At 41.2% G+C, this 17,042-nt stretch carries 8 protein-coding genes and 2 pseudogenes; all 10 read left to right on the top strand.

Annotated features, from left to right (window positions below):
* Window positions 1–413 precede the first annotated feature (413 nt).
* A pseudogene (locus tag HWX15_RS10320) lies at window positions 414–3,278 on the top strand (MiiA motif-containing surface protein); the annotation flags it as partial.
* A gap of 1,488 nt (window positions 3,279–4,766) precedes the next feature.
* A pseudogene (locus tag HWX15_RS10315) lies at window positions 4,767–9,977 on the top strand (cell wall surface anchor protein); the annotation flags it as partial.
* Window positions 9,978–10,384: 407 nt separating this feature from the next.
* Window positions 10,385–11,158 carry a TatD family hydrolase gene (locus tag HWX15_RS06860; protein ID WP_175880642.1) on the top strand — a complete coding sequence of 258 codons (774 nt, stop codon included), beginning with the start codon at window positions 10,385–10,387 and terminating at the stop codon, window positions 11,156–11,158.
* Complete coding sequence (gene rnmV, locus HWX15_RS06855) at window positions 11,158–11,724, top strand: ribonuclease M5 (protein ID WP_175880641.1); 567 nt, start codon at window positions 11,158–11,160, stop codon at window positions 11,722–11,724. The genes HWX15_RS06860 and rnmV overlap by 1 nt, the downstream gene beginning before the upstream one ends.
* A 65-nt stretch (window positions 11,725–11,789) precedes the next feature.
* Complete coding sequence (gene rsmA, locus HWX15_RS06850; protein WP_175880640.1) at window positions 11,790–12,662, top strand: 16S rRNA (adenine(1518)-N(6)/adenine(1519)-N(6))-dimethyltransferase RsmA; 873 nt, start codon at window positions 11,790–11,792, stop codon at window positions 12,660–12,662.
* 1 nt (window position 12,663) lies between these two features.
* Window positions 12,664–13,542, top strand: a complete 879-nt coding sequence (gene rsgA / locus HWX15_RS06845; RefSeq protein WP_175880639.1) for a ribosome small subunit-dependent GTPase A — start codon at window positions 12,664–12,666, stop codon at window positions 13,540–13,542.
* Between the two features lie 10 nt (window positions 13,543–13,552).
* Window positions 13,553–14,209, top strand: a complete 657-nt coding sequence (gene rpe, locus HWX15_RS06840) for a ribulose-phosphate 3-epimerase (RefSeq protein ID WP_115904638.1) — start codon at window positions 13,553–13,555, stop codon at window positions 14,207–14,209.
* The gene (locus HWX15_RS06835) at window positions 14,172–14,834 is read left to right on the top strand and encodes a thiamine diphosphokinase (RefSeq protein WP_175880638.1); all 663 of its coding nucleotides are present in this window, start codon (window positions 14,172–14,174) and stop codon (window positions 14,832–14,834) included. The genes rpe and HWX15_RS06835 overlap by 38 nt, the downstream gene beginning before the upstream one ends.
* A gap of 1 nt (window position 14,835) precedes the next feature.
* Window positions 14,836–16,092 carry a DNA recombination protein RmuC gene (locus HWX15_RS06830; protein WP_175880637.1) on the top strand — a complete coding sequence of 419 codons (1,257 nt, stop codon included), beginning with the start codon at window positions 14,836–14,838 and terminating at the stop codon, window positions 16,090–16,092.
* Window positions 16,082–17,023, top strand: coding sequence for a 3'-5' exoribonuclease YhaM family protein (locus HWX15_RS06825; protein WP_175880636.1), 942 nt, complete (start codon window positions 16,082–16,084; stop codon window positions 17,021–17,023). The genes HWX15_RS06830 and HWX15_RS06825 overlap by 11 nt, the downstream gene beginning before the upstream one ends.
* Window positions 17,024–17,042 lie beyond the last annotated feature (19 nt).

Genomic DNA, 17,042 nt, shown 5'->3' with positions numbered 1-17,042 from the left:
TCCTAGTCATGCTTTTTAGTTAAGCCTAGTGACAGGATTCAGAAAAAGACCTTACCAGACGCTTTTGATTCTGGTAGGGTCTTTTCTTTATTTTTTGTTTCGTGATGAAGTAAGTGGAGGTGGATAGGGATTCAGATAGCTAGAATGACTTGTTTTATGTTTTTGAATGGGAATCGATTAAAATTTATAAATCTGTATAAGGAATTAGTGACAAAACGATAGCAAATAGGGTAAATTTCTATATATTTTAATTAAAGTAAAAATTAGGCTAAAAGTGGACGGGGGGGGGGATTTTATGCTATAATGTACGTATATTCTTATTGCCTAAAGTAGATATATTATAATAAAGTTGTATTATAGTGTATTGGCTTTTTGAATAAGAAGCAATAAAAATAAAAAATGGAGATCAAAGAATGAAGTATAAGAGAACGCAGAAACGCTCCAAGCAAATGTGGCAGCGTGTGGAAAAATTTTCGATTAGAAAGTTTAGCTTTGGAGCAGCGTCGTGTTTGATAGGGGCATCTTTAGTTGGGGCGGCTACGACCCCAGATGTCGTAGATGCGGCACTGGTGACATTTAGAGATCAACAGGGTGGAAATGTTACTACTTTGTACTCTAATAAAGGAGACACACCATTTTCTGCGCCAGATAGTTCAGTTCATGATAGAGTAAACGTAGATCAAGAAATAGATATAAAAGTTGATTGGTCAAAATATAGCAAAACAAATCCCTATGTAACTGTTACTTATAAATATAACGGTGGTTTCAATGGGACTCGAGTAGCGAAATATAGTGGTCGTCCAGATTTTTGGTTTACAACGCCAGTAGGGGTGACGGAACCTACGAAGATCATTTTGTATAATGGAAGCAATGAGACTGGTAGGGAAATGACGAGTTGGACAGGTGATAAACCTTGGGTCTCAGGATCTAACTCTGTAGGTTCACGTTATCAAAACAAGGATATGTCGGATAAGCTTGATGCTGGGAATCCAAAGAGTTCTAACCGTTACAACGATGCAACTGGTGAACGTGGTTGGACTTATCGTGGAGACCTTAATGGTATGTTTTGGTGGAGAGTTGGGGATTCTATAGATGGAAGTCCAAGTGCCCAAGGTATTTATGACTCTTTCAGAAATAATACGAGAAGTATGTATTCTGATTGGGAAAGAGCAGCTCACGAAAGCGTCACAGTTGAAGCGACATACAAAGTTATTGACCCAACTCTAAAAAATGGGAAATATACATTAGATTTTGGTGCGGGTGTTAAAGTTGGACGTGGATTATCATTTCTAAGTCATTTCAAGGTTTCTACAGTAGAGGTTCCACCACTTTACAAGGATAAGGAATTTTTTGAACCTAAGCTTCCAGATAGACTTGGTGTAGGAAATACTACGAGTTTAACACAAAAAGAAAAAGATAAATTAAAAGAGAAAATTTGGGAAGTGAACCAAGATAATACTAGTAGTTCTCTTCCAGAAGATCAAAATAAATTTGTAGATAATTTGAAGGATGGCAAAGAGGGTATCAAAATTGGAAATGATGGAACTGCAACAATTACATATAAAGATGATTCTACAGATGTAATTCCAGGAACTTCTCTTGTTTATGAAGATCCAAATGCTGCGGAGACTAAACCAGCAGAAAAGAGTGGCTATAGTTATCATAAGAACCCTTTACCAGTTGATAATTTTGACAAGATAGGGCAGTCAGAAGTAGAGAAAGGGATAGCAAGGTTTAAAGAAATAAATGATATAAAAACAGATGAACAGGGTGTCATTACGAGTGTTGGAGCTGGTGTTTCTTCAAACTTTATTGATAAGATTTTAAGTCCTTATTCTCGTCCAATTGGTGTATTTAAGGAAGATGAGTTACCTGAAACGAATTTTGTTCATCTTTCTATTCTTAATAAAGATAAGACTCCTACTAATATAGCTATTCCTAAAGAAGATTTATTCAAACAAAAGGCTGTGTTAAATGATACGGATATTACCTTGGCTGTAGAAAAAGGTAAAAAAGCCATTGAAGATTTAACTTATCTTTCTCCAAAAGAAAAAGAGTACTATAAAAATCAATTAACTGGAAAAACAGCTCAAGACGATATAAATAATGTTGTTAATGCTGCAATTGCTAAAAATTCAGAAAATGAAAAAGCGATTGAAGCTAAAAAACGTCAAGTAAAAGATAAAATTAACTCAGCTAAGTATTTAACAGAAGCTGAAAAAGAAGCGTTAAGAAAACAAGTAGACAATCAAGCTATTACAGATCCAGCAGATGGAGACGGAACTGGAAATAAAGCGGCTGATTATACAAAAGAATTACTTGATAAAATCGGTCAACAAGCAGATGCTAAAAACTTAGAAAATGCAAAAACATCTACAAAAGAAAAAATTGATCAAATTAAAGATTCTCTAAAAAATCCAACAGCTGATGAATACAAAACACAGATTGATGGAAAAACTACTGTAGCAGAGGTAGAGAAAGTTCTAAAAGAAGCTGAGACACAAAAATCTCAAAATGAAGCTCAAAAAGCTCAAGAAGAAGCGAATAAGTTAAAAGAAGAGTATAAACAGAAAATTGATCAAATTCCTGGATTGTCGGAAGAAGATAAAAGGAAGTATAAAGAAGATGTTGATGCTGCTGACTCAAAAGCTCAATTAGATAGAATTATAGAAGATGCTGAAATAAAAGGAATTCGAGACAAAGCAATAGCAACAATTGGAAACTTACTTCATTTAAATGAAGCTCAAAAAACGGAATTAACAGAGTTGTTAAAAGAAGCTGGAAATAAAGATGAAATTGATACTATTGTGACAAGAGCTCAAGAGTTAGATTCTAAGATGGATTCTCTACAACAATTAGTAGCAGAAGCTAAAAAAGTTAAGGAATCGGAAACATATAATACAGCAGCTCAAGATAAGAAAACCGCTTTTGATAAAGCGAAAGATGCAGCTTCAAAAGTAGCAGATAAAAATACAGCTGATCCAGAAAATGCAGCTGGTACATCAGAAGTAGCTACTTTAATTGACAATCTAGCAAAAGCAATTAAAGAATTAACAGGAAAAGAGGTTGCTGTACCTGTATCGAAAGATGCTTTAAAAGCAGAAATCGATTTGAACAAAGATGACGCTGTTAAAAAATCACCAGCTTATGCTAAAGAAACAGATGTCGCTAAGAAAAAAGCTTACGATGCCGCTTTAGAAAAAGCTCAAGAAGTGTATGATAAGCAAGATGCTACTCAACCAGAAGTGGATGATGCTCTTGATAAATTACAACAAGCACGGTTAGCTTTATCAGGTAAAGCAGAAGATTTTACATTAGGGGTGAAAAATGGAGCAGCGAAAATTTCTGTTGTACCTAAAGTAGGAGAAAACTTAACAGAACAAGCTGATAGAGATGCAGTAAAAGCGAAAGTAACAGCAAACGGTAAGGATTTAGATAATACTTACACTGTAGAATATGGGGAAATTGCAGAAAAAGGTGGCAAGACAGTTGTTCCAGTAACAGTAACTCATGATGGTATTACAAGAACAGTTGACGTACCAGTAGAAGGGAGCACTGCAGCGACAACAACACCAACCGCCGACACAGCGAAACTAAGTGAAACACCTGTCAAAGATTCGCAAGTAACAAAAGACGAAGATGTACAAAAAGTTAAAGACGCTGTCAAAGTACCAGCTGGCACACAAGTAACAGATAAGAAATTACTTGACGAAGGAAAAGTAGTAGAAGGTACAGACCAAAGTGCAAACGGTGGAGCAAATAACGCAGGCAAACCAGTAGTTAAAGTAGAGGTAACCTACGGAGACGGAAGCAAAGATGTAGTAGAAGTGCCAGTAGAAGGGAACACTGCAGCGACAACAACACCAACAGCAGACACAGCGAAACTAAGCGAAACACCTGTTAAAGATTCAAAAGTCACAAAAGTAGAAGATGAACAAGCAATCAAAGACGCTGTCAAAGTACCAGCTGGCACACAAGTAACAGATAAGAAATTACTTGACGAAGGAAAAGTAGTAGAAGGTACAGACCAAAGTGCAAACGGTGGAGCAAATAACGCAGGCAAACCAGTAGTTAAAGTAGAGGTAACCTACGGAGACGGAAGCAAAGATGTAGTAGAAGTGCCAGTAGAAGGGAACACTGCAGCGACAACAACACCAACAGCAGACACAGCGAAACTAAGCGAAACACCTGTTAAAGATTCAAAAGTCACAAAAGCAGAAGATGAACAAGCAATCAAAGACGCTGTCAAAGTACCAGCTGGCACACAAGTAACAGATAAAAAATTACTTGACGAAGGAAAAGTAGTAGAAGGTACAGACCAAAGTGCAAACGGTGGAGCAAATAACGCAGGCAAACCAGTAGTTAAAGTAGAGGTAACCTACGGAGACGGAAGCAAAGATGTAGTAGAAGTGCCAGTAGAAGGGAACACTGCAGCGACAACAACACCAACAGCAGACACAGCGAAACTAAGCGAAACACCTGTTAAAGATTCAAAAGTCACAAAAGCAGAAGATGAACAAGCAATCAAAGACGCTGTCAAAGTACCAGCTGGCACACAAGTAACAGATAAAAAATTACTTGACGAAGGAAAAGTAGTAGAAGGTACAGACCAAAGTGCAAACGGTGGAGCAAATAACGCAGGCAAACCAGTAGTTAAAGTAGAGGTAACCTACGGAGACGGAAGCAAAGATGTAGTAGAAGTGCCAGTAGAAGGGAACACTGCAGCGACAACAACACCAACAGCAGACACAGCGAAACTAAGCGAAACACCTGTTAAAGATTCAAAAGTCACAAAAGCAGAAGATGAACAAGCAATCAAAGACGCTGTCAAAGTACCAGCTGGCACACAAGTAACAGATAAAAAATTACTTGACGAAGGAAAAGTAGTAGAAGGTACAGACCAAAGTGCAAACGGTGGAGCAAATAACGCAGGCAAACCAGTAGTTAAAGTAGAGGTAACCTACGGAGACGGAAGCAAAGATGTAGTAGAAGTGCCAGTAGAAGGAACTGACGCTGCAAAAGCGACTCCAAAAGTGAAAGATGAAATCACAGCAGGAGAAGTACCAGTAAGTGTCGATCCGGCTACAGATAAAAAAGTAGCAGAAGCAGATAAAAAAGCAATTACAGACGCTGTAGTAGTACCAGAAGGACAACCACAACCAAAAGATAAACAAGTTAAAAATGACGGAGAAATTGTGGAAGGAACAGGAGCGAATACAGGTAAGAAAGTAGTTGTAGTAGAAGTTACATATCCAGATGGATCAAAAGATGAAATCGAAGTACCTGTAAGAAAAGCGACTGATACAGACAAAGCAAAAGCTGATCTAACAAAAGCTGCAGATGCTGAAAAAGCTGAAATCGATGAAGACAATGCATTATCTAAAAAAGAAAAAGAAGCATTGAAGAAACAAGTTGATGAACTGAAAGCAAAACACGAAGAAAACATCGACAATGCAACTTCACCAGAAGCTATAGCGTCAGCAACAGAAAAAGGTAGACAAGAAATTGCTGCTGTTCATACTCCACAAGATATTACAGAAACAGCTAAGAGAAAGTTAACTCCACCAAAAGAAAAGGTTAAAGTTACAGATGTCAATCATTTAACAGATGAAGAGAAAGAAGCTGTTAAAAAAGCGATTGTGGCGACTAACCCTCAACTAGAAGAATCTGAAGTCTATGTGAGTGATAAGGGAGATGTAGCTTCTCCTAAAGGTTACTTGGAAGCAGAAAAAGTTGTTGTTCAAGCATTAAACAAACCAGCGACACCAGTCGTAGTAGCTGATCCAAATCATTTAACAAATGATGAAAAGGAAAAAGTGAAAGAAGCTGTAGCCAACGCAAATCCTGGTCTAAACAAAGACGATATTACAGTCGATGACAAAGGTAATGTAACAACTAAGAATGGCGATAAATTACTTGCAAAAGATGTAGTAACTCCAGCCTTGAAGAAACCAACAACACCAGTTGTAGTTGGAAATCCTAATGCTTTAACAGATAAAGAAAAAGAAGACATTAAGGATGCTGTCGCAGCTGCAAATCCAGGCTTAAACAAAGGTGATGTTACAGTAAATCCTGATGGCAGTGTAACAACTCCAAAAGGAAATCTACCAAAAGAAGATGTTGTAACGACAGTTTTAAATAAACCAAATAAACTTGTTGAAGTAGAAAATCCAAATAGCTTAACAGTTAAAGAAAAAGAAGCCGTTAAGAAAGCTGTTGTAGAGGCAAATCCAGGTTTAACTGAAGATAAAGTCAAAGTTGACGATCAAGGAAATGTCACAACACCACAAGGTAACTTACCAGCAAAAGATGTTGTAACTTCTAGCTTGAAGAAACCAACAACACCAGTTGAAGTTGTTAATCCATCTAAACTGACAGACCCAGAAAAAGCTAAAGTTGTAGAAGAAATTATTAAAAATAACCCTGATTTAGCGGATAAAAAAGATAAAATTAACGTTGATGATCAAGGCAATGTTGAAACACCAAAAGGCAACTTACCAGCAGAAGATGTAGTGACACCAGCCTTGAAGAAACCGACAAAACTTGTCCCTGTTAAAGATGTCAATAACTTATCAGATGCAGAAAAAGACGCTGTTAAGGATGCTGTTGTAGCTGCAAATCCAGGCTTAAACAAGGACGATGTCAAGGTTGATGGTCAAGGCAATGTTGAAACGCCAAGAGGTAATTTACTAGCAGGAGAAGTTGTAACTCCAGCCTTGAAGAAACCTGTCACACCTGTAGAAGTTAAAGATCCTAAAAACTTAACAGAAGCAGAAAAAGACGCTGTTAAGGATGCTATCGTAGCTGCAAATCCAGGCTTAAACAAGGATGATGTTAAGGTTGATGGTCAAGGCAATGTTGAAACACCACAAGGTAATTTACCAGCAAAAGATGTAGTAACACCAGCTTTGAAGAAACCTGTCACACCTGTAGGAGTTAAAGATTCGAATAACTTAACAGACAAAGAAAAAGAAGATGTTAAGAAAGCTATTGTTGAAGCAAATCCAGGCTTAAACAAGGACGATGTCAAGGTTGATGATCAAGGAAATGTTGAGACTCCAAACGGAAATCTACCAAAAGAAGATGTAGTAGTACAAACTGCCAAAGGGCAATCTACAAGTATCTTCAAGCCAGAGTTAGACTTACAAACTGCTTTAGTATCCGGAAAAGCAACTGTTGAAAAAGGCAAAGACTTAACAGACGAAGAAATCCTAAAACAATTAGCACTAGCTGATGGACTAACAGCGAAAATCACTTCTAAACCAACTACAACAGAAACAGGAACTAAAGAAGCAGAAGTAGAAGTAACGCTAGCTGACGGAACTAAAGTAACTGTAAAAGTACCAGTAGAAGTAGTAGATTCATTAGACACGGCTGATAAAGACAACGATCTTGCTAAAGCAAAAGAAGACTCTAAAAAACAAGTAGAAGAAGCTGCTAAGAAAAAACTTGAAGAAATCAAGAACAATAAAGACTTAACAGAAGATCAAAAACAAAAAGCTGAAAAAGAAATCAATAAAGCCAAAGAAGATGCTAATAAAGCTATTGACGAAGCATCATCAGCAGGAACAGCTAAGCAAATTGCAGACCAAGCTAAAGAAAATATTGAAAAATATGATCCAAAAGCTGATGCAGAAGTTAAGAAACCAGATGTGACAAATCTTGATGAAGAAAAAGCGAAAGCAAAAGCTGAGATACTAGAAGAAGCTCAAAAACGCATTGACGAAATCAAGAACAATAAAGATTTATCAGACGAAGCGAAACAAAAAGCTATCGAAGAAATCAATAAGGCCAAAGATAAAGCGATTGAAGACATCAACAAAGGTCAATCTAAAGATGAAATCAATGCGGCGAAAGAAGCTGGTATTCATAAGATAAATGAAGTTCAACCAGAGGGCTCTATCGCATCTAAATTCGAACCGAAAGTTCCTGAAAACAAAGTGGAAGTGGAAAATCCAGCAAAACTTTCAGATGAAGAAAGAGAACAAGTTCGTCAAAACATCGAAGGGGCTAACACATTCCCAGATGGAACAACAGTAGAAGTTCAACCAGATGGAACAGCTCTTATCACATATAAAGATGGTTCAAGCGATACGATTTCTAAAGATAAATTAGTAGCGCCAGCTAACAAAGAGACAGGAACAATCGCGTCAAGAACCGAGCCAGTTATCCCAGGAAAAACACAAGTAGGAAATACTACGAAGTTAACACCAGAAGAACAGGCTGCGGTTAAAAAAGCGGTAGAAGATGCGAACAACTTCCCAGCAGGAACTACAGTAGAAGTAAGACCTGATGGAACAGTAGTCATCACCTATCCAGATAAATCTGTAGATACAATAACAGGGGATAAACTTGTTGAAAAAGGAAGTAAACAAGAAACTCCAAAAGTTCAGACAGATGCAGAGAAGAACCCAGCGCAAGTTCCAGGAAACTTTGTACCTGTTGAAAATACTCACAACTTGACACAGACGGAGCAAGATACTGTAGCAGCTAAGGTCAAAGAAGCAAATCCAGCGGCGACAGATGTTAAGGTATCTAAAGATGGAACAGCAACGCTAACATATGGAGATGGTTCAGTAAACACAATCCCAGGAACCAGTCTAGTAGTAGCCAAAGATACTGACAATGAAGCTTCAACACAAGCCGCGCAAAATCCAGCTGTGGTGCCAGCAACTACAGAAGTTGGAAATGCTCACAGCTTAACACCTGAGGAACAAGCTGCAGTAGCTACGAAAGTGAAACAAGCAAATCCGACTGCTACAGATGTTAAGGTATCTAAAGACGGAACAGCGACATTAACATATTCAGACGGTTCAGTAAACACAATCCCAGGAACCAGTCTAGTAGTTCAAAAAGAGGAAACTGCAACACAAGAGCAACCAACAATCGCAGAGAAGACAAAAGTAATCATCCCAGCTAACCCTACAAAAGTAGCAGAAGCTACAAGATTAACAGATGCAGAAAAAGAAGCTGTTAAAAAAGCTGTAGTAGATGCAAATGGATTCGGAAGCGATGTTAAAGTTGAAGTAGCTGGAGATGGCACAGCGACAATCGTCTTTAAAGATGGTTCAGCTATTACAATTCCAGGAAATCAATTGGTAGCACAAGATCCAAAAGCACAAGATAGCACTAAACCAACTGCTGAAAAATCAACTGTTAAAACGCCTGCTCAAAGAGTAGATGTAAAAGATATAACTCATTTAACAGATGAAGAAAAAGAAAAAGTTAAGATTGCTATTTTACAAGCAAATGGTTCAGCATTAGACGGAGCGACAATCACTGTAGCTGGAGATGGTACAGCAACAATCACATTCCCAGATGGTTCAGTAGTGACGATTCTAGGGAAAGATACAGTTCAACAATCTGCGAAAGGTGAATCTGTAACTCAAGAAGCTACACCAGAGTATAAGCCAGAAACTACACCAGGTGGAGATCATGGAGGCAATACTGGAAGCTCAGATGCTAATGCGAATGCAGGCGGTGGTAGCCAGGCAGGCGGACAAGCTCACACAGGTTCACAAAACTCAGCTCAATCACAAGCTTCTAAGCAATTGGCTACTGAAAAAGAATCAGCTAAAAATGCCATTGAGAAAGCTGCCAAGGACAAGCAGGATGAAATCAAAGGCGCACCGCTTTCTGATAAAGAAAAAGCAGAACTTTTAGCAAGAGTGGAAGCAGAAAAACAAGCAGCTCTCAAAGAGATTGAAAATGCGAAAACTGTGGAAGATGTGAAGGAAGCAGAAACGATTGGAGTGCAAGCCATTGCCATGGTTACAGTTCCTAAGAGACCAGTGGCTCCTAATGCTGCTCCTCAGGCAACTGCAGGAACAATGCAAGATGTTACCTACCAGTCACCTGCTGGCAAACAATTACCTAACACAGGTTCAGCATCAAGTGCAGCACTTGCTAGTCTTGGTCTAGTGGCGGCAACCAGTGGTTTTGCTTTGCTAGGAAGAAAGGCTAGACGTAGAAAATAGGACAGCTAGAAAATTCTATTCTCTACTTAAAGTGAGATTATAAGGGGGATTTTGAGAAGTCATCAATCTAGTGATGGGTGAGAGAAGAGAGAACCCAAGATAATCACATACTTTATACTCAATGAAAATCAAAGAGCAAACTAGGAAACTAGCCGTAGGCTGTACTTGAGTACGGCAAGGCGACGTTGACACGGTTTGAATTTGATTTTCGAAGAGTATTAGCTGAATAGGGATATTCTATCAATGTAACCAGTCTCTTCTGTCTCTAACTGTGGAATAGAAGATGGGCAATATCGGATAGAAAAGATAGCAGAATAGCTCTATTGAAGAGAGGAGGGGAAACCGAAAAATTGGGTGCCCCTCCTCTTTTTTGGTATAATAGTAGATAGAAAACGAGGTTAGAAGAGATGATTTTTGATACACATACACACTTGAATGTAGAAGAATTTGCAGGTCGTGAGGCAGAAGAAATTGCCTTGGCTGCTGAGATGGGTGTGACACAGATGAATATTGTTGGTTTTGATAAACCGACGATTGAGCGTGCTTTGGAGCTGGTAGATGAGTATGACCAGCTCTATGCGACTATCGGTTGGCATCCGACAGAAGCAGGGACTTACACAGAGGAGATTGAAACCTACTTGCTTGACAAGCTCAAGCATCCAAAGGTTGTGGCTTTAGGTGAAATTGGTTTGGACTACCATTGGATGACAGCGCCCAAAGAGGTGCAGGAGCAGGTTTTTCGCCGTCAGATTCAGTTATCTAAGGACTTGGATTTGCCTTTTGTTGTTCATACCCGTGATGCGCTGGAAGATACCTATGAGATTATCAAAAGTGAGGGCGTTGGCCCTCGAGGTGGGATCATGCATTCTTTCTCAGGAACTCTTGAATGGGCAGAGAAGTTTGTCGCGCTTGGCATGACTATTTCCTTCTCAGGAGTGGTGACTTTTAAGAAGGCAACCGATATCCAAGAAGCAGCTAAAAAGTTACCTGTGGACAAGATGTTGGTGGAGACGGATGCGCCTTACTTAGCTCCAGTTCCTAAACGGGGTCGCGAAAACAAAACAGCCTATACTCGCTATGTGGTGGACTTTATCGCTGACTTGCGTGGTATGACGACAGAAGAGCTAGCGGCAGCAACGACTGCAAATGCAGAACGAATTTTTGGATTGGACAGCAAGTAATGAAAGAAAAAATTTCTCAAGTCATCGTGGTTGAAGGTCGCGATGATACGGCCAATCTCAAACGTTACTTCGATGTAGAGACCTATGAGACACGAGGTTCTGCCATCAATGACCAGGATCTAGAGCGGATTCAGCGCCTGCACCAACGTCATGGAGTCATTGTCTTTACAGACCCAGATTTTAATGGGGAGCGGATTCGTCGCATGATTATGACGGCTATTCCAACAGTGCAGCATGCCTTCCTCAAACGAGATGAAGCTGTTCCCAAGTCCAAGACCAAGGGACGTTCTCTGGGAATCGAACATGCCAGCTATGAAGACCTGAAAATGGCTCTAGCTCAGGTGACAGAACAATTTGAACATGAGAGTCAGTTTGACATTAGTCGTAGCGACTTGATTCGCCTTGGTTTTCTAGCAGGGGCAGACAGCCGTAAGCGCAGAGAATATCTGGGAGAGGTTCTCCGAATCGGCTATTCTAACGGCAAGCAACTCCTCAAACGCTTAGAGTTGTTTGGGGTTACTTTGGCAGAAGTGGAAGAAGCTATGAAAAGTTATGAGAACAGCTAAACAGACCCCAAAATACAAGGGGAATGTGTTACAATAGTAGTAACAGATAATAGAAAAGAGAATAGATGAGAATTGCAGATTATAGCGTGACCAAGGCAGTGCTGGAGCGTCACGGTTTCACCTTTAAAAAGTCCTTTGGGCAAAATTTCTTGACCGATACCAATATCCTTCAAAAAATTGTGGATACGGCTGAAATTGATGACCAGGTTAATGTTATCGAAATTGGGCCAGGGATTGGTGCCTTGACGGAGTTTCTGGCTGAGCGTGCAGCAGAGGTCATGGCTTTTGAAATCGACCACCGTTTGGTACCGATTTTGGAAGATACCCTACGTGATTTTGACAATGTGACCGTAGTCAACGAGGACATTCTCAAGGTCAATTTGGCGCAGCATATCCAGAATTTTAAAAATCCTGACCTGCCAATCAAGGTAGTAGCCAACTTGCCTTATTACATCACGACACCTATTCTCATGCACTTGATCGAAAGTGGCATTCCTTTTAGTGAGTTTGTGGTTATGATGCAGAAAGAAGTGGCGGACCGCATTTCAGCCCAGCCGAATACCAAGGCTTATGGTAGCTTGTCTATCGCCGTGCAGTATTACATGACAGCCAAGGTTGCCTTTATCGTGCCTCGTACGGTATTTGTGCCAGCGCCAAATGTGGATTCGGCCATCTTGAAAATGGTGCGTCGTCCAGAACCAGCCGTAGCAGTGGAAGACGAGAACTTCTTCTTTAAGATTTCCAAGGCTAGTTTCACTCATCGCCGCAAGACCTTGTGGAATAACTTGACAGGTTACTTTGGCAAGACTGAAGAGGTCAAGGACAAGCTGACCAAGGCTTTGGACCAAGCAGGCTTGTCACCAAGTGTGCGTGGGGAAGCTCTCAGCTTGGAAGAGTTTGCCAGCCTAGCAGATGCGCTTAAAGGGCAAGGGCTCTAAGATGCAGGGACAAATCATTAAAGCCTTGGCTGGGTTCTATTATGTAGAGAGTGATGGCCAGGTCTATCAAACACGAGCGCGTGGAAATTTCCGTAAAAAAGGTCATACCCCTTACGTTGGGGATTTGGTCGACTTTTCTGCCGAGGAAAATTCAGAAGGCTATATCCTCAAGATTCATGAACGGAAAAACAGTCTGGTCCGTCCGCCTATTGTCAATATTGACCAAGCTGTGGTGATCATGTCTGTCAAGGAACCGGACTTCAACAGCAATTTACTGGATCGCTTCTTGGTTCTTTTGGAGCACAAGGGCATCCATCCCATCGTCTATATTTCCAAAATGGACCTACTGGAAGATAGAGGGGAACTGGATTTTTATAAACAGACTTATGGTGACATCGGCTATGATTTTGTGACCAGTAAAGAGGAACTCCTGCCTTTGTTAACAGGTAAGATTACAGTCTTTATGGGGCAGACAGGTGTTGGTAAGTCAACCCTTCTCAATAAAATCGCACCAGACCTCAATCTTGAAACAGGAGAGATCTCAGACAGTTTGGGTCGCGGTCGTCATACCACTCGAGCTGTTAGTTTTTACAACCTCAATGGGGGCAAAATCGCAGATACACCAGGATTTTCATCCTTGGACTACGAAGTATCAACGGCGGAAGACCTCAATCAGGCCTTTCCAGAGATTGCTACTGTCAGTCGAGACTGCAAATTCCGTACTTGTACCCATACCCATGAGCCGTCCTGTGCTGTCAAGCTAGCAGTTGAAGAAGGTGTTATTGCCAGCTTCCGTTTTGACAACTACCTGCAATTCCTCAGTGAGATTGAAAATCGCAGAGAAACCTACAAAAAAGTCAGCAAAAAAATTCCAAAATAAGGAGAAACCTATGTCTCAATACAAGATTGCTCCGTCAATTCTGGCAGCAGATTATGCCAACTTTGAACGTGAAATCAAACGTCTAGAAGCAACTGGTGCAGAATATGCCCATATCGATATCATGGATGGGCACTTTGTGCCACAAATCAGTTTTGGTGCAGGTGTGGTCGAAGCTCTTCGCCCTCATAGCAAGATGGTTTTCGATTGCCACTTGATGGTGTCCAATCCTGAGCATCATTTAGAGGATTTTGCGCGTGCAGGTGCGGATATCATCAGTATCCATGTGGAAGCAACGCCTCATATTCATGGTGCCCTCCAAAAGATTCGTTCACTCGGTGTCAAGCCTTCAGTCGTTATCAATCCTGGTACACCAGTTGAAGCGATTAAGCACGTGCTTCACCTAGTTGACCAAGTCTTAGTCATGACAGTTAACCCTGGCTTCGGTGGGCAAGCCTTTCTACCTGAAACCATGGATAAGGTTCGTGAGTTGGTTGCCCTTCGTGATGAAAAAGGCTTGAACTTTGAAATAGAAGTTGATGGCGGGATTGATGACCAAACTATTGCTCAAGCTAAAGAAGCTGGTGCGACTGTTTTTGTAGCAGGTTCCTATGTCTTTAAGGGAGATGTCAATGAGCGAGTACAAACTCTCAGAAAACAACTGGACTAGAGTTGCCGTTTTTGCAGGCGGAGACCGCGGTCATTATCGGACGGACTTTGATAGCTTTGTCGGTGTGGATCGAGGCTCGCTCTGGGTTTTGGAAGAAGCCTTGCCTCTTGCTCTAGCAGTTGGAGATTTTGATTCTGTCACTGCAGAAGAGCGACAGGTGATTCAAAAACATGCCCAGCATTTTGTCCAAGCGCGACCAGAAAAAGATGATACCGATTTGGAATTGGCTCTCTTAACCATCTTTGAGAAAAATCCTCAGGCTGAGGTCACTATTTTCGGTGCCTTGGGTGGACGTATTGATCATATGCTGGCCAATGTCTTTCTGCCTAGCAATCCTAAGTTGACACCCTATATGCGCCAGATAGCGATTGAAGATGGGCAAAACTTGATTGCCTATTGTCCAGAAGGGACCAGTCAGCTAGAACCCCGCTCGGACTATGACTATCTAGCCTTTATGCCGGTTCGGGATAGCCAGCTGACCATTCTTGGTGCCAAGTATGAGTTGACAGAGGAAAATTTTTTCTTTAAAAAAGTGTACGCTTCTAACGAATATATAGATAGGGAAGTGTCGGTGACTTGCCCAGATGGCTATGTGGTCGTGCTGCATAGTAAGGACAGGAGGTAGGATGGAAAGTTTACTTGTTCTATTATTGATTGCCAACCTAGCTGGACTCTTTCTGATTTGGCAAAGGCAGGATAAACAGGAAAAACATCTCAGCAAGAACTTGGAGGATCAGGCAGATCATTTGTCAGACCAGTTGGATTATCGCTTTGAACAAGCCAGACAAGCCAGCCAGTTAGATCAAAAAGACTTGGAAGTAGCTGTCAGTGACCGTTTGCAAGAAGTGAGAATCGAATTGCACCAAGGTCTAACGCAAGTCCGTCAAGAAATGACAGAGAATCTCCTCCAAACCAGAGACAAGACTGACCAACGTCTCCAAGCCTTGCAGGAATCAAATGAGCAACGTTTGGAACAAATGCGCCAAACAGTCGAGGAAAAACTAGAAAAGACCTTGCAGACGCGCTTGCAGGCTTCCTTTGAGACAGTTTCCAAACAACTGGAGTCGGTCAATCGTGGCCTTGGAGAAATGCAGACAGTTGCCCGCGATGTCGGAACCCTCAACAAGGTTCTCTCTGGAACCAAGACGCGAGGGATTCTTGGAGAATTGCAACTGGGGCAAATCATCGAAGACATCATGACACCTGCCCAGTACGAACGAGAATATGCAACGGTTGAAAACTCCAGTGAACGAGTGGAGTATGCCATCAAGCTGCCTGGACAGGGTGACCTGGAATATGTCTACTTACCGATTGACTCCAAGTTTCCACTGGCAGATTATTACCGCTTGGAAGAAGCCTATGAAGCTGGTGACAAGGACGAGATCGAACGCTGTCGTAAATCGCTTTTAGCAAGCGTCAAGCGCTTTGCCAAGGATATCAGGAACAAGTACATAGCACCACCTCGGACGACCAATTTTGGAGTCTTGTTTGTTCCAACAGAAGGTCTCTACTCAGAAATTGTCCGAAATCCGGTCTTCTTTGATGATTTGAGACGGGAGGAGCAGATTATTGTCGCAGGGCCAAGTACCCTGTCAGCTCTCCTCAATTCCCTATCAGTTGGATTCAAAACTCTCAATATCCAAAAGAGTGCCGACCATATCAGTAAGACTCTTGCCAGTGTCAAGACCGAGTTTGGCAAGTTTGGTGGTATTCTGGTCAAGGCACAAAAGCATCTCCAACATGCCTCTGGCAATATTGATGAATTATTAAACCGTCGTACCATAGCTATCGAGCGGACGCTCCGTCACATTGAGTTGTCAGAAGGTGAGCCTGCGCTTGATCTACTCCATTTCCAAGAAAATGAGGAAGAATATGAAGATTAGTCACATGAAAAAAGATGAGCTGTTTGAAGGTTTTTACTTAATCAAATCAGCTGACCTGAGGCAAACTCGAGCTGGGAAAAACTACCTAGCCTTTACCTTCCAAGATGATAGTGGCGAGATTGAGGGGAAGCTCTGGGATGCCCAACCTCATAACATTGAGGCCTTTACCGCAGGTAGGGTTGTCTACATGAAAGGGCGCCGAGAAGTTTATAACAACACTCCACAGGTCAATCAAATCACTCTCCGCCTGCCTCAAACTGGTGAACCCAATGACCCAGCTGATTTCAAGGTCAAGTCACCAGTTGATGTTAAGGAAATCCGAGAGTATATGATTCAGATGATTTTCAAAATAGAAAATCCTGTCTGGCAACGAATTGTCCGAAATCTATACACCAAGTATGATAAGGAATTCTATTCTTATCCAGCTGCCAAGACCAACCACCATGCCTTTGAAACGGGATTGGCCTATCATACGGCGACCATGGTGCGCTTGGCCGATGCCATTAGCGAGATCTATCCTCAGCTCAATAAGAGCCTGCTCTATGCGGGGATTATGCTGCACGACTTGGCTAAGGTCATCGAGTTGACGGGACCAGACCAGACAGAGTACACAGTGCGAGGTAATCTTCTTGGACATATCGCTCTGATTGATAGCGAAATTACCAAGACGGTTATGGAGCTAGGCATCGATGATACCAAGGAAGAAGTCGTTTTGCTTCGTCACGTCATCCTTAGTCACCACGGCTTACTTGAGTATGGAAGTCCAGTCCGTCCACGCATTATGGAAGCAGAGATTATCCATATGATTGACAATCTGGATGCCAGCATGATGATGATGTCAACAGCTCTGGCTTTGGTGGATAAAGGAGAGATGACCAATAAAATCTTCGCTATGGATAATCGTTCCTTCTATAAACCAGATTTAGATTAACAATTTAAGAAAAATGAGC

This window comes from Streptococcus thalassemiae (assembly GCF_903645285.1).
Taxonomy (GTDB): domain Bacteria; phylum Bacillota; class Bacilli; order Lactobacillales; family Streptococcaceae; genus Streptococcus; species Streptococcus thalassemiae.
The sequence above is the reverse complement of the archived record's forward strand: the minus strand, read 5'-3'. Positions and strand labels throughout refer to the sequence as shown.